Origin of the sequence: Mycobacterium scrofulaceum, from assembly GCF_002086735.1 — a bacterium.
GTDB lineage: Bacteria > Actinomycetota > Actinomycetes > Mycobacteriales > Mycobacteriaceae > Mycobacterium > Mycobacterium scrofulaceum.
In genome coordinates, this window is record NZ_MVIJ01000048.1 from 14,123 (window position 1) to 36,619 (window position 22,497).

A 22,497-nucleotide genomic window follows, 5' to 3' on the forward strand; every position below is an offset into this window, starting at 1 on the left:
CTGGGCCGCTTGGGGGATACGGATCACCCGGGCGTTTCGGCGGCCGCAGCCCCGGCCGGGCGCGCGGTCGGTGGCCGGACGGAGGCGCTTCCGGGCGACCCGTCGCCCGCCGCGGCGCCCGCGCCGTCGGGTTGCGTGGTGTCGTCCACGAGACGGGTTGCGTCGCCGGGCATATCGGTGGTGTCGTCGGCCAGGCGTGCCGGTGTTGCTCCGGCGCCACCCAAGCCACCGGCGGCCTGCTGGACGGTCGACATCATCGTCTGCATGCCCTGCGTGACAGGTCCCATGGCCTGCCCCATCGCGCCCAACTGTCCGAGCGTCGCGGGCGCCTGAGCGGGTGGGCGGGCCGACTTGTCGGGCCTGGCGGGCGTCTTGCCGCCGTCGTCATCCTTCGGTTTGGCGGTGGCCCCCAGCAGCCGGCCTGTCGCGGCGCTTCCCGTCGGTTGCTGCGCGGCCGCCGACATCGGGGCTCCGCCGACGTGCTCGCCCAGCGCCTGATCGGCCTCGGCGTACATCGCGGCCGCGGCCACGATGCTGGATCCCGTTCGGGTGAGCGCCTTCTCGACCGCCGGCAGGCCGGTGACAACCGGTGATTCGATGACCGGCATGGTTGCGTTGATCGCGGAGGACACCGCGTCGGCGCCCGGCGCACGCATGGGCGGCGGAGGTGCGGGCAAAGCGAGGGCCTGCAGCGTCGCCCCCGCGGCCTTCAGGCGCGCGGCATCAACCGCCAAAGGTTCAGTCATCACGCAATCCTCTTGTTCACCTGTCGAATCCCAGTGGCGCGCCGGGGCTTCAAAAGTGCTGATTTCCAGTGACGTTCACGCACGGCCCCGCCCGGCTCAAAAGCGAATGTTCCGGACGGTGTCGTAGACGCCGGTGATCCAGAGCAGCATCGGGATGATGGCGGCGACGAGCGTGCCGTCCAGCATTTCCAGGACGCGCTTGGTGACCGGCGACACGCGGCGGATCGTCGCGGTCGCCGCCACGACCGCCACCGCGATCAGGCAGGCGGCCAGGTAGATCGTCAGGAAAAGCCATGCCTTGCCCGGATACCACAGGCTCAGCCGAACCGTCACTCCCGCCGGAATGGCGAGCGCGGCGGCAAGCAGCGACCACGCGCACCACCGATCGGCGTAGAGCCGCGACCTGAATCCGCAAGCCGCCGTGACCAGTCCGGTCACCACCAGGCTGTGCACGAAGAAGTGCCCGCGGACCAGCAACGCGACCGTCCCCGCGGTCAGAATCAGGGTGCCCGCCAGCACGAAACCGGTGAGCAGCTGCTTGGCCAGCCTGCTCCGCTCCGTCAGGCGCGCGGCGGAATCGGGCACTGACGCGATGATCGCCTGCCAGGTGCGCGTCTCGCCATCGGCGCCGGTGTCCCGGCCCGTTACGGGATCGAGCAGTTCCTCATGCTCGACGGCCTCGCCGGGCGCCGGGATGGGGGGCAGGGCAATCCGCGCGACGGCGACGGTGAGCTTGGCCGCGTTGGTGATCGTGAACAGCCCGAACACGATGGCGCCGGCCGGCACCCACTGCTGCCAGCCGTATCCGACCGCGATGGCCGCGACGGTCACCGCGATCGAAACGACCACGACGAACGCCGCGAGTTCGAACCGTTGCCGCGGGCCGCCGCGCGCCAGCAGCGTCAGGAACAAGACGGTGGCCACCGCTCCCGCCAGCTGGGGCGCGCCGAGCGAGTCGACGGGGTGTGGGCGGGGGACTGCCAACGCGACGGCAACGGCGATCAGCGGGTACGCCGTCACCAGCAGGCTTTCCGACATGTTGGCGTTCCGGTAGAACCTCTTGCTTGCCCAGCTGCCGACCAGAGCGACGCACCCCGCGACGCCCAGTCCGAGCGCCCACCACATGTGCCGCCCGGTGTGCTCCCACGTCAGCGCGGCCAGCACGACAACCACGAGGGCGACGACGGGGATGGACACCGCGATAAGCAGATTCAGCGCCGGCCGGTCGAACTGTGGCGTTTCGTCGAGGACGGCGATCGCGTCGATGACGTCTTCGACGAGCGGCCGATAGCGTTCCGTCCTGCTCACCGGAACCAGGGTCAGCAGCGACCCGTCCACGACTCCCGCGTCATCGAGGGATTGATCGGCCGGCAATGGCGGGGCTCCGGGCCGGGCGAAGGTCCACGTGCCCTGCGCGGAAAAGTCGAAACCCGCCAGCACCTCCGCCGGTGTCTCGTCCAGCAATTCGGCCAGCACCGCAACCGTGTCGTCGACGTAGCTTCCGATCGGCGCCGCCGAGGGCAGCACGACATCGGTCAACCTCCGCCCGGTAAGGATGGTCACCCGGGTGGTGGCGGGCTTGGCGGGAGTGGCCGCGGCGGTCGCGGGTGCCGCGGCGGCAGCAGTGGCGGTCGGCATGCTCAACGACGTTCACCCCTGTCGAAATCGTCGGACAGTGCTGCGGCTAGCTCGCTGATCCTACGCTGGTAGGCGGCGCTGAGCAGGGCGAATCGCACCTCGGTCCCCGTCGCCACATGGCCGTCCCACGGCAGCGCGACGACCCGCCCGGCCGGAACGTGCGGCTGGAACCGCGCCGCCAGTTCGCGTTCGGTTTGCTCGGTCCCGCCCGGCACCAGATGGTTGATGACCACGCACGCGCGGTCGAGGAGGTCGACGTAACCGTTGTTGCGCAACCAGTCGAGCGCGATCGCGGCCCGTCGGGCACCGTCGACGGAGGCGCTGGACACGATGACCAACCCGGACGCCGCCGCCAGCACGCCGCGCGCGGCCGGCCCGAACAGATCGGCGCCGCAATCGGCCAGGACCAGGTTGTAATACCTCGGCACCATGGCGAGGGCCCGTTTCCATTCCTCTTCGCCGAGCAGGGGACGGGGGCCGGTGTAATTCGCGGCCGAGAGCACCTCGAGGTTGTCGGCGTTCATGCTGGTGTGCGCCCGGACGTCGTTGTAGTGCGACAGCGCTCGATTGGCGACCAGGTCCGCGACGGTGGCCGGGGTTCGGCGACCGACTCGGTCGGCGAGATTGCCCGAGACCGGGTCAGCATCGACCGCCAGGATCCGGTCGCCGCGCACGTGGGCGAAAGCCGAGCCGAGAGCGGCGGTCACGGCCGTGCGCCCGGCTCCGCCCTTGAGACCCAGCACGCCGATCTCGTACGAACCGCGGATGGGGCGACGGATCCTGCGCTGCAGTTCGAGCTCGTATTTCTCGTCGGGCGACGGGCCGAGGTTTATCCGCGTCAAGGTATGGATCCAGCGCCGCCAGCCCCGCCGCGACACCGGGCGCGGCGGCTTGCCTCCTGGCCGTACCGATGTGTCGGTTGGTACCGATTCCGTCTGGGCCACAACGTCTTCGACCGGCAGTGGCTGACCGTTTCGCCGCGCGGGGGGAGTGCCTGCCGACGGCGCGCCCGGTGTGCCGTCGGGTCCGGCTGGCGACGCGGACGGGCGCACGGCGACGGGCGGGTCGGCGGCTTTGGCGTTGCCGCGTTGCGATGCGGCGCGATGGCTGTTCGGCGACTTGCCGCGCTTGGCGGGGCCGACATGGGGAGCATCGCTTTGGCCCTGGCGTGAGTGCCGGGCGTGGCGGGGCTGGTCGACGGGCGCCTGCGTCCGCGCGGCGGGCGCTCCCGGTGGCGGCCCGGATCGGGCGGGCGGGTCGACCGGCATCGGCGGCTTTGCCTGCCCGTTGGGTTTGGGCGGTCCCGCCGGGATGTCCGGCGGACCGTCCACGTCGTAGTCGCCGTCGGTGCCGTGCTGGTCCGCCGCGTCCGGTTCGCCGGAGCAGCCGAAAATGCCGTCATGGTCGGCGGGCGGCGCGGGTCGATGGGGTTGGGCCCATGGCGGTTGGTCTGGGGCGGAGGGCTTTTCGGTCCGGCCGACCGGCAGTGGGCGGTGGCTGGGCTGCGCCTGTTCGGCCAAGTCGACGGGCATCGGCGGTGCGGCCCGGCCATTGGGCTTCGGTGGCATGGCCGGTTGCTCCGGGGGCGGACCGTCCACGTCGTAGTCGCCGTATCCGCCGGGCTCGTCAGGAGCCTCCGCACCCCCGGGCGGCTGGAAGAGCCGGTCGTAGTCGGCCGCCATCAGACCCCCGTCGGACTCGTCGGCGGCGGAAAGGCACGAGAAGAGGCGAGGTCTCCCGACGGGTCGAACTCGCCCGATCCCGTGCTTCGTTGGTGTTCGCTGGCTATGAGAACATTCCCGTGACGCCGGACTCGGTCTGCGCCATCGTCTGGCTGGCCTCGGAGATGCGCTGCGACAGGCTCTGCAGCGACGCGTTCAGCTCCGTGGAGGTCTCGTCCCACCGCTGCTGCACGGCCTGGTAGGCCTCCGAACCGCTGCCGCCCCAGGCGGCGGAGAGCTTCGCGAGGGAGCTCTTACCCTCGTCGAGCAGGCCCTGGGTGGTGTTGACGGCTCCCGCGATCGCGCCCGCGCCGGCTTCGATGCCGCCGAAATTCCACGACTGTTCGCTCATGTTGTTGCTCCGTTCGTTCGTTTGAGGGGGGGTTGGGTTAGAAGTTCATCTGCGACGACAGCGAGCTGGCCTGCTCGTCGTCGGCCTTGGAGTACTCGATGCCGGCGCCGTGGATGCTCTGCGAAATGTCGCCGAGCGCCTTGATCTGCGCCTGACCTGCTTCGTGGAAACGGGCCAACGCCTGCTGGGCCGCCGTGCCGGCCTGACCACGCCAGTGGCTGGCCAATTCGCCACCGGTCGACTCCACCTGTCCAATGACCTGCTGGAGCTCGCCCGAGATGCGGTCAAAGTTGCTGGCCTCCGCGCTGAGGGTAGCGGCGTCGGTTCTCATCTCTGCCATTTCTGCTACTTTCTGTGTTGCTCTTCCTCGCCAATTGATGGCAAGTCTTCCGGCCCTGCCGGCCGGGAAGCCTCAAAATGGTTGCCGCTCACCAGTCGTCGTGTTCGTCAAGCTCGTCGTGCGGGTAATCGTGGTGTTCGGCGGTCAGCGTCGCGGGCGCGGCCAGCCCCGGTCGCGCGCCGGCGGCGCCGGACTGCGCACCGTGGCCCATCGCGCCCATCGGGGCGGCGCCGCCGACCGCCGAGGACCCGGCGCCGGCGCCGGCCGGCGCGACCGGCGGCGCGGGGGGCTTGTCGATCAACTGGCCCATCAGCGACGTGCGCGCCGACGTGCCACCGGATCCCGGCAACGCGTCGGCCTGCATCAGCCCCAGGCCCGCGCGGGGACCAGCCCCGCCGGCCAGCGGGTGAGTCGACAGGGGGCTCGCACCGAGCAGCCCGACCTGACCGGGCCCGCCGCCCGGATGGTCGCGCAGGGGGCCGTCGCCCGGGAGGCCGTCGCCGGGGAGGCCGTCGCCCGGTCCGCCCATGCCGCCGGTCTGGCCGGCCAGCGACGTCAACTGCTGGAACGGCTGCATCAGTTGCTGCATCGGGCCCCCCATCTGGCCCATCTGCCCGAGGTACTGCGAAATCGGATCCACGGCGGGCGGGCCGAGATCCGGTACGGGCGTGGGGATTTCGTCCTCGGCATCCTCTGCCGCCGACAACAGGCGCATCGTGCCGGACGCGGTGGCGCCGTCGGCGGCCGCGCTCGAGAGCTGTGCCAACGCCGCGGCGGCGGCCTCCCCGACCCCGGGCTGCACGATCGGCTTCATCGGTGGCAGCGGCTCGAACGCGGTGTTGGCCAACGTCTCCGCCTGATAGACGTCCATGACCGCGGCGGCCTGGTTCCACATGCGGACGAAGTAGTCCGTCTCGTTCAACCCGATCGGCACCATGTTGATGCCGAGGAAGTTGGTGGCGGTGAGCACCGCATGCGTGATGTGATTGCTCGCGATCTCCGGTAGCGACGGTGTCATCGCCAACGCTTTGGTGTAGGACGCGGCCTGCGCCATGGCCCGCATCCCGCGCTGCTGCGCGTGCTCTGCGGCGAGGTGCAGCCAGGCCACCATTGGCGTGGCGGCGGCGATCGCGCGGTCGCTGCTGGCGCCGGTCCAGGCCGCCTTGAGCGAAGTGAGGGCCGCGGCCAGCTCGGCCGCCTGCGCCTGCAGGGCGGCGCCCAATGCCTCCCACCCCGCGGCGGCCTGCAACATCGGCGCCGGGCCCGCTCCGGCCATCAGGCTGGCGGTGTTCAGCTCCGGTGGCATGGCGTGCCACAACATGTCGACCGGTCTCCTTGTTTACGCCGAGCCTCTACGGGTTATCTCTTGTTTTGAATTCTGGTCGTCGAATTCACGGTCTTTCGCAATTCGTGTGAACAAAGCTCGAATTCCAAGTGAACCGGAACTAATTCGGGGTGATGGCGGGCAGCAACAACCGCCGGACGTCCCCGATGTCGTTATCGCCCTGTGGTTCAACGGCTTTCTTCTGAGCGACGGATTAATCCTAACCGCCCTATGGGGTTGGTGGATGCACTTCTTCGGGGGGGTCGATGTATGCGGCTTGGATGACTTCTTTCCCATCCGGTGCGACCAAGAAAGCCTGGCCCGGAGGACGGCGTTTGATTTGGATTTCCCGCGACGGGAAATCCTGCTTGTCGCCGGAGAGGAAGAGCGTGGGGGAGCCCGCGCCGTAGGCGGCGCCGACGAATTTGTCCATGGTGGACTTGTACGCGTAGCTCATCTGGCAGGTGACGATGATGTGCAGCCCGATGTCGGTGGCCGCCGGGAGCAACGGCGCGAGCGGCCCCATCGGCGGCATGCCACCGGCGGCGGCGACGATCATGTGCCAGTCGTCGACCAGCAGAACGACGTCGAAACCGGTCCACCATGACCGGGACCGCAGCTGCGCCGTGGTCAGGTCCGCGGGCGGCAACCGCTTCTTGAGGTTGGTCGCCAGCGCCTTGATCGCCTCGTCGAGCGTCGTGCTGTTGCGGTTGATCGCCCCCGCGTCGAGCAGGTGGCTGTCCGGCACCGCGTCCAACAGGCCGGAACGGTAGTCGGCCAGCATGAAGCGCACCTGCTGCGGGCTGTTGCGAGCGCAGATGGCCCGCGCGATCGCGTGGGCCGTGCGAGTCTTGCCCGACTTGGCCGCACCGAAGATCAGCAGGTGCGGTGCCGTGTACATGGGCGCGTACGCCACCGAGAGGTCGGTCTCCCGCAATCCGATGGGGATGGTCCAGCGCGTGCGGTAGTCCGATTCCGGTCCGGGTGGGTTCGGGTCCAGCTCGTGCAGGTGGATCCGATCGGGCAACACCCTCACGCGCGGGGCCATGTCGGTGTGCTGCGAACCGATCTCGTTGACAGCGGACGTCATCGCCTCGACGATGTCGTCCGCGCTGTGCACGCCGTCCAGCCTGGGCACGCCGATCATCAGGTGGTGTTTCTCCACCGACATGGCCCGGCCCGGGCGGTTCGCCGGAATCTCTCGCACCGCCCGGTCGATCTGGGTGTCGTTGACGTCGCCGAGCCGGAACTCGATCTTGGTGCCGAGGTAGTCGCGGACGCGGGATTTCAGCTCCGTCCAGCGCGGCGTGGTGATCACGGTGTGAACGCCGAACGACAGGCCCTGCGACGCCAATTCCTGCACTTGCGTTTCCAAGTCGGGGAATTCGGCGACGAAGGCCGGCCAGCCGTCGATGACCAGGAACACGTCGCCGAACGGGTCTTCGGCGACGGGATGGGCGGGGTCTTCGCGCAACTGCCGGTACATCGCGATGGAACCCACCCGGTGCTCTTTGAAAGTGGCCTCCCGCTGGCGCAGAACGGCTTGCACCTCCGCCACCACCCGCATGACCCGGTCGGGCTCCGACCGGGTCGCCACCCCGCCGACGTGGGGCAAATCGTCCAGATAGATCAGTCCGCCGCCACCGAGGTCGATGCAATAGAACTGGACCTGCCGCGGGGTGTGCGTGGCCGCGGCCGACAGGATCATGGTCTGCAGCAGCGTCGATTTGCCCGTCTGCGGGGCGCCCCCGACGGCGATGTTGCCGCCGGCCCCCGAGACGTCGACGCCCCACACACCCTGCAGATGCCTGCGCGGCTCGTCCATGATGCCCAGCGCGAAACGCAGCGCCCGGCGCTGGCCGTCATGGGCGACGAGTTCGTTGAGCGGCGTCGGGTCCTTCAGCGGCGGCAGCCACATCTTGTACGCCCGGGACTCCGTCGTGCTGAGCTGGTCCAGCACCACCTCGCTCAGCGCCCGTGTCTTGGGTTCGACCGTCATGAGCTCAGCGCCTCGTCGAGGATGGGAGCGGCCGTGAACGGGTGTATCCGCACCGTCTTCGCCGCGGGCCGCGGTCCGGCTCCGTTACCGTCGCCGTCGGTCTCGGTGACCGCAGGTGGTATGTAGGGTGCACCGGTGTAGAGGGTGCTGAATTTGACCGGGTCCTCCATGCCCACCCGCAGAAACCCGACACCGCTTTCCTTGTTGGTGATGTACTGCGCTTCGGGGGTGCCGATCACCATCTTGGATTCGTGGGAACTGGTGGTACGCAGGGCTATTCGGTAGGTCAGGTTGGGCTCCAATTTGTCGATGCGCGCCCCGCCGGTTTGCAGCGACTGCGTGGCCAGCAGCAGGTGCACGCGCAGCGACCTGCCCACCCGGCAGATCCGGTCGAACAGGTTGATGAAGTCGGGGTGGCTCTGCAGCAACTCGGCGAACTCGTCGACGACAACGAAAAGCGTTGGCAGCGGAGCCAAATCGGCGCCACGCTCACGGTACTTCTCGTATTCGGCGACGCCGGACAGCGCGCCCGTCGCCCCCACCTGGATCCCGGCCTGACGCAGCAATGACTGGCGCCGGTCGAGCTCACCGGTCAGCACCTCGCCCATCCGGCTCACCAGCTCCGCCTCCTCGGCCATGTTGGTGATCACGGCGGCGGTGTGGGGCAGCTTTTCCATGCCCAGGAAGGTCGAGCCGCCCTTGAAGTCGGTGAGCAGCAGGTTCACCTGATCCGGGTGGTGCATCGCGACGAGCGACAAGATCAGCGTGCGCAGGAATTCCGACTTGCCCGACCCGGTGGTGCCGATGAGCATGCCGTGTGGTCCACCACCGAATTCCGCGCCCTCCTTGATGTCCAGGTACATGATGTTGCCGGTCTTGAGTTCGTGGCCGAACGGAATCTTGAGGCGGTCCCGGTCCTTGTCGGTGTACATCCGCCAGCGGGCCGGCGTCACCTCCTCGACGGTGTGCGCGCCCACCAGCTGATGCCACTCCGTGGCGACCTTCTTCTGGTTGCCGGCGCCCTTCTTGTCGACGATGGTTCCGGTGATGGACCAGCCGGCGAGCTTCCGCGCGATGCGGGCCGCCTGTGGCGGCGACAGCCCGTCGGTGCGCGCGGTCACCTGGCGGAACGACTGGCTGGGCAGCCGGTCGTCGGCCGTGCCGTCGTCGGCCACCCGGATGCGGTAGTTCGATCCGCGGTGGTTGCCCAGCGTGATCACCGTGACCCCGGCCCTGCCGTCCGGCGGGAACCCCGCCTTCCCGCCGGTGAGGTCGATCACCACCACGTAGGGGCCACCGGGCAGCGAATCCGGGGAGTGCGGGCCACGCGCGGCCAGATCGGACAAGCCCTCGGGACGGGTGTAGATCATCCGGACGGGGCCGGCGCCGTCGGCGTCGGTGGGATGAGCGAGGTGCGGCAGCCACTTCAGCCAGGCCCAGTCCGGATCGTCGGGGGTCTCGGTGAGCACCCGCAGCTGCAACAGGTCCGGGGGATGAAAAACGGCGAGGTGGCAGACCATCGCCGCCAGTAATGCGGCGGCCCCCTCCGGGTCGCCGCCCACGGCGATGGTCGGAAACGTGCGCAGCTGAACCAGTTTCGGGCAATCATGGATCAGGCCATGGGTGCGCAGAAACTTGACCGCCCACATGTTGGCGACGGGTTCGAGGTATGGCTGGGGCGCTGCGGTGGGGCCGGCCAGCTCGCCACCGGCGGACGGCTTCATGAGCCGGTCCACGGCCGGCTGGTCGCCGATGCCGATCCGGGTGGCCGCATAGAAGTCAGCGCTGGCCGGTCGCGACCACTGGCGGGGCGTGCCGATGATCGACAGCAGATCCTCGGGGTGCGGCGCGTGGAAACTGAAGAACGCCACCTGCGCGCTGGCGGAGGTGGTCACCCGGGGCCGCAGCCCGGCCAGATACCGCAGGTATTCCTTTCGGTCGGCGTTGATTTCGGGCACCTTCTTCCCGCCCCCGCCGCCTCCACCGGCCACCATGCTCAGCGACATCATGATCATCATCAGCGGCATCATCAGCATGTAGGGCGACAACGCCCTGGTGCCGGTGAGCACCATGATGGCGATCATGCCCAGCATGCAGACGCCCATCACGTAGGGCAGGGCCTTTTGGATGCCCGACGGCGGGATGTCGACGCCGAGGTCTTCCGGTGGCGCGACGCTGATCTCGCCGGGCGTCAAGCGGGGGCCGCGGACGACCGTGGGGGTGAACTTCTTGGTCGTCATGAGGCAGCTCCGGGTGGCCCGCCGGGCAGTTTCCGCGGGCTCGGGTCGGTCGGTAGCGTGTCGTGCTCCAACAGGGCCGCCTCCTTGGACAGCACCGGTCCGTCGACGAGCAGGCGGATGACTTCCCAGGGGGCGGTTTTGGGGGACGGCAGGCCCAGCGACGAAGCCGTCTGCTGGTCTCTCAACCCATACCGGATGCCCTGCGGGTCAACGTAGTACAGCGACTCGCCGTAGCGCGGGTCCGGCGACTGCACTTGCACATACTTCCCGCCGTCGATGTAGACGGTCGCCGATCCCTGGATTTGCTTGATGCCCGTGGTCATCGCCGACGGCGGGATGGGCAGATGGCGGCCCGTCAACACCGTGGTTTTCGGGGCCTGCTCGCCGGGCTTGCGTTCCCAGGTCCAACACAGCGTCGGATCGGTGGGCCGGGAGACGATCTTGATGGGCTCGTCGGGCAGCGGCGAGTTGTACACCAATTCGGGAACGTTGACGATGACGTTCGGGGCCAGCGTGGGGGGGACCACCAGTCCGTAGGACTGATTGGCGCGCAATGCCGCGGCGGTGTTGGCGTTCACCGGGGCCACGCCGTCCTGGAGCACCACGAAGTATCGAAGGCCCAGGGTCGTGTGCAACTGCAGCACCGAGCCCACCACCAGCTCCGGGGGCAAGCCGAGCGTGTTGGGAGAACCGGCGCCGGGGATCGGGGGCAGCTGCCAGGAGCCGGCATCGGGCAGCGCGTTGAACATGGCCGCCGACAGCGGACTCGGCTTGGCCGTCCCGCGTATGCCCACCGCGAACGTCATGGGGCGGTCGGCCAGGTCCGTCGCGTGCCGCCCGTTGGCGGTGACGACCCAGTCCCTGCCCTGATACGACGCCAGCAGCGCCTCGTGCGGCAGGATCGGGTCGATCGCGGGCGTCTCGATGACCAACGGCATCGCGATGACCGCCGTCTGCACAGTGGGGTTGACGCTCTCGGCCCGGACCACGGTGTCGCACAACGTCCACACCGACGAGGAATCCGACGAAACCGGTGTCGCGTACGGCGCACCGGGGATGCCGATCGCCTGGCCGCGCGGAAACCTGTTCAGTTCGGCGGATTTCACGGCCGCCGGTTCGGCCGGGCTGCCCAGCACCAGCCGCGCTGAGGTGAGGTTGTACACCGGATGCAACTGGTTCGACACCTTCAGGAACAGCTGGTTGGTGGCCCGGTCGACGAACAGGTTTCCGCTGCCGAGCTTGCCCTGCGGCTTGAAGTAGGCCATCGCCAAAGCGCCCACCACGATCAATACCGACACGACGATGCCGAGCGTCACCGACCGGCTGTAGAACTGCAGCGGGTCGTCGAACATCCGGGTATCGCGTCGCACCAGGGCGTGCTCGAGGCGCCGCAGCAGGAAGCGCCAGCCGCTGACCTGAACCTTGGTGGTTAACCGGAAACTCGCCATGCGTCAGCCGGTGAGGTTGAGGCGCCCGTGTACGGCGGCGACGGCATCGGCCATGTCCTCGCCGTTGATCTCCTGCAGGCGGTCGACGTCGAGGTCCTCGAAGTCCACCGCGCGGGTCAGGCGGATGTCGCGATACTGCTCGCCGGCCTCCACCAGCTGGCGCGCGTACCGGCCGTTGCCGGCGATGTCGAGCGCGGGCGTGCCGCGCACCGACTGCTGGCTCAACGCCTTGGCGGCCGCCAGCAGCACATCGGCGGCCTCCAGGCTCAACGCCGAGTCATTGCCGGCGGCAATGACTTTCGCGATCTCCAGTATTTCCTCGGGGGAATAGGAGTCGAATTCGATGCGGGTGGCGAACCGCGATCGCAAGCCCTCGTTGGTCTCGAGCAGCCGATCGATGTCCGAGCTGTAACCCGCGATGATCACGACCAGCCGGTCGCGGTCGTTCTCCATCCGGGCGAGCAGGGTGTCCAGCGCCTCTTGGCCGAACGGGTCGGTCCGCCCGTCCCGTTCCTGCACCAGGGCGTAGGCCTCGTCGATGAACAGCACACCGCCCAGTGCGCGGTCGATCGTCTTGGTGGTCTTGACCGCCGATTGGCCTTCGAATTCCGCGACGAAATCCTTGCGGGAGGTCTCGACGAGTTTGGGTTCCCCGATGACACCCAGCCCCGCAAGGATGTTGGCCACCACCCGCGCGATGGTCGTCTTGCCGGTGCCGGGCGGCCCGGTGAAGATCATGTGCTTGCTGGGCTGTGCCACCTTCATCCCGCGGGCGGCCCGGACGCGGGCCATCTGCGTGGCGGCACGGTAGCGCTCGACCTGGTCTTTGACCCGGGCCAGCCCGATCTGGCGCTCCAGCTCGGCTTCGGCCTCGACGAGCAGCTTCTCGCGGCCCGAGGTGTCGGCCACGACGGTGGACGCGTCCCACGGGTCGGTGCGGGCCGCGATCTGTTCGGCGCTGGTGGTGGTCAGGCGAAGCGACGGATCCTTCAGGGCTGCGGTGATTTTGGGCTCGGGGTGAGTGGTTTGCAGCCATTCCAGAAGGGCCACGGCGGCGTCTTCGTTGCCCTGCCCGCGGCGCGTCATCGCCAGGTACCAGGCGATGGCCCGCGCGCACGCCTCACCCGCCGGCGAGGCGTTGGCCTCGGTCAGTCGGCGCTCGGCCTCGGTGAACAGGCCCAGGTTCGCCGCCGCGACCCCGTGGGCCACCCCGGCCGCGGCCGCCAGAAAATTGTCGGGCCACTTTCCGGCGCCCCGGACTTCCTCGATGACTTCGGTCCAGCGTTGCGCTTCGCCGTAGACGACGGCCTTGACCCAGGACAGCAGGTGCTCGGCGCCGGTGGGCGAACTACCCTCCAACGCCTCCATGGCATCGGCGTAATTTCCCTGCGCCGCTTCGCTGACCGCGAATCCCAGCGTGATCGCCAACGGAGAGTTGACCGGATAGGTGATGTCGCCGTAGAGGCCCCCGATGGGCACCCGGGCGTTCACCGCGTTCATCGAGATCTGCGCCGCTCCGGCGAGTTGGCCGAAGTGGGTGCGCGAATACCAGGCACGAAACAGCGTCGCCCGATCGGTGTCGCCGCACCGGATACGGCCCACCCAGGCGTCGCAAGCCGACTCGTCGTAATGGGTGATCTCGGTGAAAAGATCCAACGACCGCGCCTCCGAGATCGGCAGCATGCCGACCGCACTCTCGAACAGCCCGGCCAGGTGATCGGTCATTGATCGGTCGCGTATCGGGTGGCGAAGACTTCGGCCTGCGCCGCGTCGGCCTGTTCCGGTGAAGGGAAGTGCATCTCGTTCTCCATGAAGCCCCGGATGAGCTCCTTGCTGTCCACCCCGAGAAGCCGCACTTCGTCGAGGCCCTCCGCCTGCGTCCCGTGGTCCAGCACGTACGAATACTGGCCGGCCATGCCTTTCATGTGGGCCAGCTCCGCGAGGACGCAGATTTCTTCGGCCAGTTCGGTTTCGGTCATGTTGGTCACCTTCGGCGACAGCGCGACCCGATACGTCCTGCCGTCCATGAGCGCCGACACCGCGACCGTGTCGAGGGGGTTGGTCACCGTGAAGAGCTCGAGGCCGTCTTCCTCGTCTTGCTCTTCCTCGGTGGCCTCGGCGGCCGAGGCAAGAGCTTCCAGCTCGGTATCGGTGTCCTCGGGTGCGGTGGGTGCGAAATCGTCGAGCGCGTCGACGGCCGACTCCTCGACGGCCTCCTCGGCGGCGGAGAAATCCAGGGCGTCCGCGTGGTCCGCGCCGGCCGGGTCGGAGGCGTCCCCGGGGGCGGAGAAATCCAGGGCCGAGAGATCGTCGTGGTCGTCGTGTTGTGGCATGGGTCCTTCTTTCTCGATTGAGCGACGGCGTCAGCCTCGGTGCGAGGCCTCATGGGCTTCGGCGTGGTCGAACCAGCCGCCCGCGGGAAGGAATTCGAGCAACCCTTCCAGTGTGCGCTGCAGATTCTCCTGGGTCCCGGGCAGGAAACTGCCGTACAGCTCGCCGCCGACCCGGCGGGGTAACGAGACCACCCGGCCGTGCGGTGAGTCCAGCACACCCGCGGCCACCTCGGTCTGTGTGGACGTGCCGCCGGGATGGCGCTGACCGGCGGTGATCTCCACCCAGCTGCTCGGGTTGGCGATGATCTCGGCGTAGCTGCGCGCCGACGCCGCCGCGATGCCGTAGTGCGCCAATTGCGCGGCGGTGGTACATCCGGCCAGCTCGGCCGCCACGCCGGTGAGCGGTTCGACGTTGGCGGGTTCCGCGGGACCAAGCACCGTGGCGATCATGCCCGCGAGGCCGACCTGCGGAGCCACCAGCTGCAGCACGATCAGGTCACCATCGCGCGCGGCGATCACATGGCGTTCGTCCCTGCGGCACACCGCGAATCGCACCATCGAACCGCCGATGTCGCGCCGCCACCATCGGCCCTCGAGCGACCGGTCCGGCCTGCCGAGGGTCTCGACCATCGCCGCCACCGACGGGTGTGGCCGGCCGTACTGATCGAGCACTCCCTGCGCCGCGAGGTCGCGCTCGACCTCGTCCCAGACCAGCTTGCGCAGATCCTCCTGCGGGATGTTCGGCCGAATGCCAAGCGCCACGGGAAAATCCACGAGATGCAATCGGTCGGCGATGACGAGCATCCCGTCGATGGTCACCTCGACGCCGACGACGTCGTCGACTAGCCCGGCGCGTCCGGCGGCGAGGGGACTGGACATGATTACTTGTCGAGTACTTGCTTGTTGAGGTTATCGGCCAACTGGGCGTCGATGCCCTCATATGTCGCCTTGGCGGCGCGCAGCTTTTCGGCGAGCGAGTGGGCCGCCGCGGAAATCTTGCCGCAGGCCGCGCTGCGTACCGTCTGCGCGTCGGAGAACGTGACGTTGGAGACGCCACTGATGACACCGTGCGACAGCCAGACGCTGGTTCCCAGGCCGGAGGTCGCGCCGGCCGCCTCTCCGGCCTTGCTCGATGCCGCGTCCTGCTTCTTTGCGTACTTCTCGAGGTTTTCTGGTGTCACTTTCAGAACCTTTGGCATTGGTCAGTCCTTCGGCTGGGGGTCTGCATCGTTAGGCATTGGCGTGATGGGGTTTTCGTCGCGCCCGCGACATCACAGGACGCGCTCGCGGCCCGCTCCGGTCGGCTCGGCGCCACCGCTTGCCGCGTCGACCGGAGCGCGCTCCGAGCCCGGCGTGCCCGAGGCCGCGCCCATCTCCGCGGGGGCCTCCTCCGCGGGCTTCTCGGTCGAGACCTCGGCGGCGCGCGCCGCGGCTGCCTGTTGCCCCTGCTGGACGAGTTGCTGGATCTGCTGCACACCCTGGTTGATGGGCTGCGAGATCGTCGACAACTGGCCTGACATCTGGGCCATTTGAGCCAGGCTGGGCGGGGCGAATGCCGGTGTGGCCACGGCGGCCGGTGCGTCTGCCGCCGGCGCGGCCGCGGTCGCCTCCCGGGCGGCCGCCACCATCGGTGCTCCCTCGGTGGCGGGGCTGGGTTCGCTGAGCGCGCTGATGAGGGCGCGCTGCGTCGGTGCAACGTTGTCCCCGGCGGCCGCGGCCAGCGAGGCGATGGATGGCGCCGCGGCGAACTCCGACAGCCCGTCGGAGATGGCCGTGAAGCTGCCGACCGTGACCTTCTCCGCCGTCTTCCCCTGCAGGCTCCGCAGCGTCGCATCGATGGAGCCGAAGTCACCCGACATGTCGTTCACCACGTTGGTGCCCAGCGTGTCGTACTGGGTGATCGTCGCCTGCAGCTGGTTGGAGATGCTCATCGAATTGGCGAGCGTCATCATTTCCATGGCGAATACGGCCGCCCCGACCGCAAAGGCCGCGACTATCTGGAACGCCAGCGACAGCTCGGCGCCAATGATGGGCACCGCGTACAACGCCAACGCGGGAATATAGGCGGCGATAAGCGCGAGCGTCGAATACGAGATGGCCATGTTCGCCTGCTTGACGGAGTCGGCCTGGCTTACCACATAGCCTTTCAACTCCGCGTCCACCGTCTCCAGGGTCTGGACGAACTCTTGCAGCTTGTTGACCAGGTTGACGTAGGCGTCCGCCGAATCGCCGCTCCAGTCCCGACTGTCTGGAATGGCCGCTTCCAACGATAACTTGACGTTTTCGAGTTGCTCTTTCGCTGTGCTGATAGAGCTTCCCCGCTCGTCCCCGAAGCCATTGAGCAGCGCCACCAGGTTGATCGCGAGCATCATGGCGTCGATGATGTAGGTCGGCGTCGGTAACCCGGCTTTCTTCGCGGCCGCCTCCGTCGCCTTTTTGAACGCCTCGCTTGCCTGTCTTTTGAACAACGCTTCGGCGACTTTTCCCCCGAGCGCGAGGCCATTCACCAACGAGCCGGCCCAGTCCCCTTTGAGGCCGTAGGTCACCGAGTCTTTGCCTCGCTGCACCCCAGTTACGGCAGCAGTAATCCAAGCCATGCCCGTGTATCCCTTCACGCTCGCGGATCCTGTGCACCGATCCTGTGCAACGGTAGACCGAGCGTAACAGCGCTGCGGCCGGTTCCAATGCACGAATTTTTAGGCGGGCCAGCGGCTTTGGCCGATCAGTGAACGAAATCCCGGAACAACATTGACGTTTCACCGCCAGCTGGTGAACGGCCGGATAATGGCGGGTGACAACGCCCCCGCTTTCAGGCGATGTGGCCGATCACCGCTTCCAAGGCGTCGGCGGCGCCTGCGGGCAGCGGCTCTCCGGCTTCTGCCCGGGAGATCAACTCCTCCGGTACACCGGCCGCTTGCGCCGTCTCGAGGGCGGAGAGGTTCGCCTGGCGCCGCGCCGCATAAAGCCGGAGACCCAACGGTGCATACGCCGCCCCGGCCGCGCGCGTCATCAATTCGTCGTAGTGGCGGCGCACCCGGCTCAGCGCGTTGATCAGGCCCGGTGTCATCCCGCTGATCTTGGCCGCCCGGACGGCGATCGTCTCGAGCTGGCGCAGATCGAACAGGATCGGTCCCGACCGCTCGGTGAACTCCGGGTCGCGGACCGGCGGCAACGCCGCGATGGCCAGGCTGCAGCCGTCCACCGCGGCCACGACCGCCTGGGCGATCAGCGACTCGGGGCTGTCGCCAACCGGGCCGCTCGGTGACCGGCCATCGGATGGCGGGCCCGGAACGGACGGCTCGCCGGGAGCGGGCTCCCCGCGGCGGATTCGGGCGATCGTCCCCGGGGGCCACCGCAACACTTCTTCGAGCTTCGCCCGGGTGCGCTCGCGGGGCCAGCTGCGGCCCTTCTCGAAAGCGATGAGCGCGCCGGCGTTGATGATCCCGTCGGCCGCCAGGCTGCGCTGACTGATGTCGAGCTCGCGGCGGCGGGCCGCCGCGGCGGCCCCGGCGCGAACCATCCCCGGATCGGCCTCACCCGCCTTGCCGTTGGCGGCGCGCCGGTTCGATGCGTCGAAGGGCTGGTGCCCATCGGAATGCGGCGACGTGACCACTTCGAACGTCAACCTTCCCCCGCTGAGTCATCGCCACCGCACGATCACTCGCAGTCGACTCCCGCCCAGCCATTCTCGGTTTTTTCTCGTCGCACGGCAGCGGCGGCCGTGCAGCCCAATGCGATTCTAACCGTTGCATGATAACGCCCCTGCCGCCGACGCTACGGTTTTTCGCTCCGGCCACTGCCGGGTGTCCCCGCGCGTGCGCAACGTTTAGCGCCCGCGTCCGTCGCGCGAGGGGCGGTCGGCGAGGGCGAGGACGGCGCGACCCCGGGGCGGACGGCGCCGGCATTCGCCCATCCCGCAGGGCGCGCGGCCGGCACGGCAGTGTTTACCCGGCTGTCACGTCCGCGCAGCTTGCGGGGCGCAAACTGCACGCGTATCGAATAGTGTGACGGCTCGGGGGTCACCTGATGGGATACTCAACTGTGGCATCGCAGCGTTTCATGCGGCATCACCTCGGCGGCGGCACGCAGGGTCGCTCGCCCTCGCCGGAGGGGATGGGTGAATGATCCTTCCCGCCGACGACGGCTCGGCCCGCGGCGCGTGCACGCGTGACCCGGATCGTTGGACGACGACGCCGGACGCCGAGGCCAAGGCGTTGTGCCGAAAATGCCCGCGCCGGTGGGCATGTGCGCGGGAAGCCTGCGAGTTGCCGGGCGCCGAGGGCCTGTGGGCGGGCGTCGTGATCCCGGAGGCGGGCCGCGCCCGGACCTTCGCCTTGCGCCAGCTGCGCTCGCTGGCCGAACGGAACGGGTACCCGGTGCGGCACAGCGCGCCATCGCAGTCGGCGTAACGGAGCGCTACGGTTTCACGGGACACCCGTCAGGACGCCTCGCCACCCTCGAATCCACAGGTCAGACCGGCCGGTGCCCCGGCACGAGCTCGTGCCCAGCGGTCGCTCTCCGGGGTGCCGCGGCGGCACTACGCGGTCGTCCGGGGGCGAGTGCGGCGGCCTAACTGTTGCGTAGATACGGTTAGTGCGATAGTTTCGGAGCGTCGGGCGCCCGGCCCGCTACGACTTCGGAGGAACGAGCGACGTGACCGCAGCAGCTCCCCACAACATCCCGCTCGGCGCCTGCACGCAGGACCCCGACCGGTGGACCACCGCGCCCGACGACGAGGCCATCGCCTCGTGCCGGGCCTGCCCGCGGCGCTGGATCTGCGCGCGCGAGGCCGTCGAGTCGGCCGGTGCGGAAGGGCTGTGGGCCGGCGTGGTGATCCCCGAAAGCGGCCGCCCGCGCGCGTTCGCGCTGCGCCAACTGCGATCCCTGGCCGAGCGCAACGGATACCCGGTGCGCGAGACGGCGAAGTCGGCCTAGACCCGTCCCATGGGCACCGACTCCGGACCGGCGGCGGGTGCCGGAAGCCGCTGCACCGCCTTCGTCGTCCGACGGCGGCGCCCGCTACGCCGGCTCGAAGCGGAAGACGGCGAGCCGCCCCGCCAGTGCTTCGAATTCGTCGGCCGTTCCGTCGCGCACCATCCCGGATCGCCTCGCGAAGGACACGCCCACGGGGACCTTGGCGGGGAATTCCCGCAGCACCGGCCGCGCCTGGGCGGCGGAGAGCTCGACGATCCGGACCCGTCGTGACCGACGGCCCCGGCTGAGCGTGCCCGCGCCCGCCGCCCTGGCGTTTGCCGCCCAGTCGGCACCGGGATACCCCGCCACGACGTAGAGGCCGCCCTCGAATTCGAACGGCGTCATCGGGGTGCTGCGGGGCCGACCGGACTTGCGACCGGGCACGGTCAACACCATGGCTGGGCCCGTGGGGATCCCGAGTCGTTGGACCGCCATCATCACCTTGTTCATGGGCTTGAGGTAGCGCGGTGGACTTGGTTCGGTCATGCCAACCTCCTGGCTATGTCGCCCGGGCGAAGACGTCGCGGTGCTCGGCGACCCACTGGGCGAACGGGACCGCAGGCCGGCCGAGGACCTTCTCCACGTCGTGGGTGACCAGTGCGGGCGCGTCGAGTGTCGCGGCGAGCATGGCGATGTAGGCATCGGCGAAATCGGCGGTGAAGCCCAACCCCAGGAACCGTTGGCGCACCGCGGCGTTCGGAATCTCGCGGTACTGCAGCGGCCGGTCCAGCACGGCGCCGATGGTCTCGACCAGCTCAGCATTCGTGAAGGCCTGCGGGCCGGTCAGCGGAATCCGCTGCCCCACAAGCTCGTCGGTGAGGAGGGCGCGCGCCGCAACCTGCGCGATGTCGGTCTCGACGATCGGTGCCGTCGAGGCGCGGGCATAGGGCCCGAAAACCGCGTCGCCCGCCCGGATCTGCGGTGACCACATGCCGGCGAAGTTCGTCGCGAAGACGGTTGGCCGCAGGCTCACCCAGGCCACCCCGGAGTCGACCACGACCTGCTCGACCTCCTTGTTGCGGTCGCCGCGGAAGCGGGACGGTTGCCGGGCGAAGTCGTCGTCGGCGTTGATCGCCGAGAGCGCTACCAATTTCCTCACCCCGCCGCGCACGCACCGGGCGACCACAGACTCCAGGTCATCGCCCAGCGCCCGGGAGTTGAGGAACACCGCCGACGCGCCGGGCAGGGCCTCGGCCGCCGAGCCGACCGGTTCCACGCCGGCGGGCAGCCCGGCAGTCCGCGGCGCACGGGTCACCGCCCGCACCGGCGCCCCCGCCGCGGCGAGCGCCGCGACGAGGGGCCGTCCGACGTTGCCGGTCGCCCCGGTTACCACGATCGTCATGGATGGCTCCTTTCGAATTTCTGCGTGCCTCCAAGGACGGGGCGGAAGCCGGGAAAGTTACGCGGGAAGAACCCGTAACTTTCCGCCGCTGCATATCGTCGAAAGGTCATGAACGAGTCGCAGCCAGGGAGCGGACAGGTCGCCGAGGCCTGGCGCCGTCACCGCCCCTACCTGGTGAATCTCGCCTATCAGATGCTGGGAGATGTCGGTGACGCGGAAGACGTTGCCCAGGAGGCGTTCCTGCGATTCTCCCGGGCCGAGATCGAGCAGATCGAGGACGTTCGTGGCTGGTTGACGGTGGTCGCGAGCCGGCTCTGCCTGGACCAGGTGCGCTCGGCCCGCGTCCGTTATGAACGGCCGGGTGAGGTGCAGGAGCGGCCGGCGCCGCGCCGCTCCGACCCGGCCGACCGCGTCACGCTCGACGACGAGGTCCGGACCGCGTTGCTGGAGGTGCTGCGCAGGCTCAGTCCCGGGGAACGCGTCGCCTTCGTGCTGCACGACGTGTTCGGCGTCCCCTTCGAATCGATCGCCGAGACCGTGGGTCGCCCGGTGGGCACCTGCCGCCAGCTGGCGCGGCGTGCGCGAGCGAAATTCGTTGCGGCACAACCGAAAATAAATGAGGTCGCCTCAGCCGAGCATCAGCTCGTGACCGAGAAGTTCATCACGGCGTGCGCCAATGGTGACATCGCCGGGTTGGCCGCCGTGCTGGATCCGACGGTGTGGGGGGTGGGCACGATCCTCGCCGACCCGGCACCGCCCCCGCAGATCAACCACGGGCCGCAAGCGGTGGCCACCAACCTGCTGCGCTACCTGTGGCCGGGCGTGACATTGGTGAGCGGTCCCGCCGGGGGGCCGGCGCTGCTGGCATTCACCGGGCGCCGCCTGTTCGCCGTCATCGTGTTGACCATCCGCGGCTCCCGGATCGCCAAGCTCGAGGCGATCGCGGACCCCTCGGCGCGGATGGGGAACGCCGCCGAGAGGACCTAGTCCGAGCGCCGATCGGAGGGCCGCGCCGCGAAATAGCCGGCGATGGTCGCGGTGACCTCGAGAAACTTCCGCCGCGTTGCCGACGCCATTTCGCGCGTCACATCGATGACTCCGCCCGGCCGCAGGTGGGGGTCGAAGGGCACCTCGATGACCGGCCGGCCGTGATCGACGAACTCGCGGGCCAGCAACGCGCGCGTGCGCTTGTCGGCGTGGCCGTCCGAATCGTTGAGCACCACGACGCTGTTCTGCAGCAGGGCGTCGAAGCCCTGATCCGCCAGCCACTCCATGGTCCTGGCGGCGGCGTTCGCGCCATCCGCCCACGGCGAGGAGACCACGATCAGCGCGTCCAGGTCGCGCAGCACCTCCTGGGTGACGGGCGCATCCATCGTCGAACCGCAGTCGATGACCGAGATCGCGAAATGGCGGTCGAGGCGCAACGCGGCTTCCCGGTAGATCGCTGGGTCGAGCACCCGGCGCGGCCCGGCGGCCGGCTCGCCCCCGAGCACGTGCAGGCCGGCCGAATTGCGCCCCACCCGGGCAACCACATCGCCGAAGGACTGCAAATTCTTGTCCGCGGTGAGTTCCCAGAACGATCCGGTCGACCGGGGGTCGATGCGGCTGCTGAGCCGGCCGAAGGCGGTGTCGGCGTCGATCGCCACCACGTGGTCTTGCCTTCGGAGTTCGGCGAACAGCGATCCCACGCTGGCGGCCACCGACGTCTTGCCCACCCCGCCCTTGCCCAGGACGCCGACCTTGTAGTTGCCGTGCAGCCGGGTCCGGATGGCCGCCTCGAACTGGGCGGCCTGCTGCTGCGCGGGCGACGGGCCCAGCTTGACGAGGCCGAAAGTCAGCAACCGGAGAATGCGTCGCCAGCCGCGGTCGGACGCCGCGGTCAGCCCCGTGGTGGACCCCGCCGCGGCGGGCGCGGACGCCTCGTGCGGAGGCGGCGTCGCGGCTGGTCGGGGGAAGGCGGGCGGCGGGGGCGGCACTGGCGAGCGCTGCGGAGGCGCCGATGGTCGCACCGGGGGAGCCGCTGGTGGCCGGGGCGTGGGG

Annotated in this window: 21 protein-coding genes; 3 read left to right on the forward strand and 18 right to left on the reverse strand. The window is 69.1% G+C overall.

Features of this window, described 5'->3' with window-relative positions:
• Window positions 1-23 precede the first annotated feature (23 nt).
• The 15 genes from BST44_RS23510 to BST44_RS23580 form a co-directional block, all read right to left on the reverse strand.
• On the reverse strand, window positions 24-746 hold the full coding sequence (locus BST44_RS23510; protein WP_142274666.1) for a hypothetical protein: 723 nt from the start codon (window positions 744-746) through the stop codon (window positions 24-26).
• Window positions 747-842: 96 nt separating this feature from the next.
• Window positions 843-2,384 carry a type VII secretion integral membrane protein EccD gene (gene eccD, locus BST44_RS23515; RefSeq protein ID WP_083179461.1) on the reverse strand — a complete coding sequence of 514 codons (1,542 nt, stop codon included), beginning with the start codon at window positions 2,382-2,384 and terminating at the stop codon, window positions 843-845.
• 2 nt (window positions 2,385-2,386) lie between these two features.
• Window positions 2,387-4,066 carry an ESX-1 associated ATP-binding protein EpsI N-terminal domain-containing protein gene (locus BST44_RS31380; protein ID WP_279628991.1) on the reverse strand — a complete coding sequence of 560 codons (1,680 nt, stop codon included), beginning with the start codon at window positions 4,064-4,066 and terminating at the stop codon, window positions 2,387-2,389.
• 103 nt (window positions 4,067-4,169) lie between these two features.
• Entirely contained in the window at window positions 4,170-4,457 is a 288-nt protein-coding gene (locus BST44_RS23525; RefSeq protein ID WP_083179462.1) for a WXG100 family type VII secretion target, read from the reverse strand.
• A gap of 37 nt (window positions 4,458-4,494) precedes the next feature.
• The gene (locus BST44_RS23530) at window positions 4,495-4,797 is read right to left on the reverse strand and encodes a WXG100 family type VII secretion target (protein WP_083179463.1); all 303 of its coding nucleotides are present in this window, start codon (window positions 4,795-4,797) and stop codon (window positions 4,495-4,497) included.
• Between the two features lie 88 nt (window positions 4,798-4,885).
• Window positions 4,886-6,118, reverse strand: a complete 1,233-nt coding sequence (locus BST44_RS23535) for a PPE family protein (RefSeq protein WP_083179464.1) — start codon at window positions 6,116-6,118, stop codon at window positions 4,886-4,888.
• Window positions 6,119-6,350: 232 nt separating this feature from the next.
• The gene (gene eccCb, locus BST44_RS23540; protein ID WP_083179465.1) at window positions 6,351-8,120 is read right to left on the reverse strand and encodes a type VII secretion protein EccCb; all 1,770 of its coding nucleotides are present in this window, start codon (window positions 8,118-8,120) and stop codon (window positions 6,351-6,353) included.
• Window positions 8,117-10,360: a type VII secretion protein EccCa gene (gene eccCa / locus BST44_RS23545; RefSeq protein WP_083179466.1), complete on the reverse strand. Its 2,244-nt coding sequence runs from the start codon at window positions 10,358-10,360 to the stop codon at window positions 8,117-8,119. Before eccCa ends, eccCb begins: the two co-directional genes overlap by 4 nt.
• The gene (gene eccB, locus BST44_RS23550) at window positions 10,357-11,808 is read right to left on the reverse strand and encodes a type VII secretion protein EccB (RefSeq protein WP_083179467.1); all 1,452 of its coding nucleotides are present in this window, start codon (window positions 11,806-11,808) and stop codon (window positions 10,357-10,359) included. The genes eccCa and eccB overlap by 4 nt, the downstream gene beginning before the upstream one ends.
• 3 nt (window positions 11,809-11,811) lie before the next feature.
• Window positions 11,812-13,533: a type VII secretion AAA-ATPase EccA gene (eccA, locus tag BST44_RS23555; protein WP_083179468.1), complete on the reverse strand. Its 1,722-nt coding sequence runs from the start codon at window positions 13,531-13,533 to the stop codon at window positions 11,812-11,814.
• Window positions 13,530-14,141, reverse strand: a complete 612-nt coding sequence (locus BST44_RS23560; protein ID WP_083179469.1) for a hypothetical protein — start codon at window positions 14,139-14,141, stop codon at window positions 13,530-13,532. The genes eccA and BST44_RS23560 overlap by 4 nt, the downstream gene beginning before the upstream one ends.
• A gap of 30 nt (window positions 14,142-14,171) precedes the next feature.
• Window positions 14,172-15,020: an ESX secretion-associated protein EspG gene (locus BST44_RS23565; protein WP_083179470.1), complete on the reverse strand. Its 849-nt coding sequence runs from the start codon at window positions 15,018-15,020 to the stop codon at window positions 14,172-14,174.
• 2 nt (window positions 15,021-15,022) lie between these two features.
• Window positions 15,023-15,340, reverse strand: coding sequence for an ESX-1 secretion-associated protein (locus BST44_RS23570; protein WP_083179471.1), 318 nt, complete (start codon window positions 15,338-15,340; stop codon window positions 15,023-15,025).
• Between the two features lie 72 nt (window positions 15,341-15,412).
• The gene (locus BST44_RS23575; protein WP_083179472.1) at window positions 15,413-16,687 is read right to left on the reverse strand and encodes an EspA/EspE family type VII secretion system effector; all 1,275 of its coding nucleotides are present in this window, start codon (window positions 16,685-16,687) and stop codon (window positions 15,413-15,415) included.
• A 263-nt stretch (window positions 16,688-16,950) separates the two neighbouring features.
• Window positions 16,951-17,661, reverse strand: a complete 711-nt coding sequence (locus tag BST44_RS23580; RefSeq protein ID WP_208619875.1) for a helix-turn-helix domain-containing protein — start codon at window positions 17,659-17,661, stop codon at window positions 16,951-16,953.
• Window positions 17,662-18,262: 601 nt separating this feature from the next.
• Between BST44_RS23580 and BST44_RS23585 the strand changes: the two genes are divergently transcribed.
• Complete coding sequence (locus BST44_RS23585; RefSeq protein WP_083179473.1) at window positions 18,263-18,550, forward strand: WhiB family transcriptional regulator; 288 nt, start codon at window positions 18,263-18,265, stop codon at window positions 18,548-18,550.
• Window positions 18,551-18,794: 244 nt separating this feature from the next.
• Complete coding sequence (locus BST44_RS23590; RefSeq protein ID WP_083179474.1) at window positions 18,795-19,076, forward strand: WhiB family transcriptional regulator; 282 nt, start codon at window positions 18,795-18,797, stop codon at window positions 19,074-19,076.
• An 84-nt stretch (window positions 19,077-19,160) separates the two neighbouring features.
• Here the strand turns inward: BST44_RS23590 and BST44_RS23595 are convergent, their stop codons facing one another.
• Both BST44_RS23595 and BST44_RS23600 read right to left on the reverse strand, forming a co-directional pair.
• Window positions 19,161-19,601, reverse strand: coding sequence for a nitroreductase family deazaflavin-dependent oxidoreductase (locus BST44_RS23595; RefSeq protein ID WP_083179475.1), 441 nt, complete (start codon window positions 19,599-19,601; stop codon window positions 19,161-19,163).
• A gap of 13 nt (window positions 19,602-19,614) precedes the next feature.
• Complete coding sequence (locus BST44_RS23600) at window positions 19,615-20,457, reverse strand: NmrA family NAD(P)-binding protein (protein WP_083179476.1); 843 nt, start codon at window positions 20,455-20,457, stop codon at window positions 19,615-19,617.
• Between the two features lie 108 nt (window positions 20,458-20,565).
• Between BST44_RS23600 and sigI the strand changes: the two genes are divergently transcribed.
• Window positions 20,566-21,444, forward strand: a complete 879-nt coding sequence (sigI, locus tag BST44_RS23605; protein ID WP_083179477.1) for an RNA polymerase sigma factor SigI — start codon at window positions 20,566-20,568, stop codon at window positions 21,442-21,444.
• Here the strand turns inward: sigI and BST44_RS23610 are convergent.
• Window positions 21,441-22,466, reverse strand: a complete 1,026-nt coding sequence (locus BST44_RS23610; protein WP_244184923.1) for a MinD/ParA family ATP-binding protein — start codon at window positions 22,464-22,466, stop codon at window positions 21,441-21,443. The two genes, sigI and BST44_RS23610, sit on opposite strands and share 4 nt — an antisense overlap.
• Between the last annotated feature and the right edge of the window lie 31 nt (window positions 22,467-22,497).

Bases quoted from the DNA above. Each gene is read 5' to 3' on its own strand.
- BST44_RS23535 (WP_083179464.1), bottom strand. From the start codon at position 6,118: ATGTTGTGGCACGCCATGCCACCGGAGCTGAACACCGCCAGCCTGATG.
- BST44_RS23600 (WP_083179476.1), bottom strand. From the start codon at position 20,457: ATGACGATCGTGGTAACCGGGGCGACCGGCAACGTCGGACGGCCCCTC.
- eccD (WP_083179461.1), bottom strand. From the start codon at position 2,384: ATGCCGACCGCCACTGCTGCCGCCGCGGCACCCGCGACCGCCGCGGCC.
- BST44_RS31380 (WP_279628991.1), bottom strand. From the start codon at position 4,066: ATGGCGGCCGACTACGACCGGCTCTTCCAGCCGCCCGGGGGTGCGGAG.
- BST44_RS23595 (WP_083179475.1), bottom strand. From the start codon at position 19,601: ATGACCGAACCAAGTCCACCGCGCTACCTCAAGCCCATGAACAAGGTG.
- eccCb (WP_083179465.1), bottom strand. From the start codon at position 8,120: ATGACGGTCGAACCCAAGACACGGGCGCTGAGCGAGGTGGTGCTGGAC.
- eccA (WP_083179468.1), bottom strand. From the start codon at position 13,533: ATGACCGATCACCTGGCCGGGCTGTTCGAGAGTGCGGTCGGCATGCTG.
- BST44_RS23525 (WP_083179462.1), bottom strand. From the start codon at position 4,457: ATGAGCGAACAGTCGTGGAATTTCGGCGGCATCGAAGCCGGCGCGGGC.
- eccB (WP_083179467.1), bottom strand. From the start codon at position 11,808: ATGGCGAGTTTCCGGTTAACCACCAAGGTTCAGGTCAGCGGCTGGCGC.
- BST44_RS23565 (WP_083179470.1), bottom strand. From the start codon at position 15,020: ATGTCCAGTCCCCTCGCCGCCGGACGCGCCGGGCTAGTCGACGACGTC.
- BST44_RS23530 (WP_083179463.1), bottom strand. From the start codon at position 4,797: ATGGCAGAGATGAGAACCGACGCCGCTACCCTCAGCGCGGAGGCCAGC.
- sigI (WP_083179477.1), top strand. From the start codon at position 20,566: ATGAACGAGTCGCAGCCAGGGAGCGGACAGGTCGCCGAGGCCTGGCGC.
- BST44_RS23585 (WP_083179473.1), top strand. From the start codon at position 18,263: ATGATCCTTCCCGCCGACGACGGCTCGGCCCGCGGCGCGTGCACGCGT.
- BST44_RS23560 (WP_083179469.1), bottom strand. From the start codon at position 14,141: ATGCCACAACACGACGACCACGACGATCTCTCGGCCCTGGATTTCTCC.
- BST44_RS23510 (WP_142274666.1), bottom strand. From the start codon at position 746: ATGACTGAACCTTTGGCGGTTGATGCCGCGCGCCTGAAGGCCGCGGGG.
- BST44_RS23580 (WP_208619875.1), bottom strand. From the start codon at position 17,661: ATGGTTCGCGCCGGGGCCGCCGCGGCGGCCCGCCGCCGCGAGCTCGAC.
- BST44_RS23570 (WP_083179471.1), bottom strand. From the start codon at position 15,340: ATGCCAAAGGTTCTGAAAGTGACACCAGAAAACCTCGAGAAGTACGCA.
- eccCa (WP_083179466.1), bottom strand. From the start codon at position 10,360: ATGACGACCAAGAAGTTCACCCCCACGGTCGTCCGCGGCCCCCGCTTG.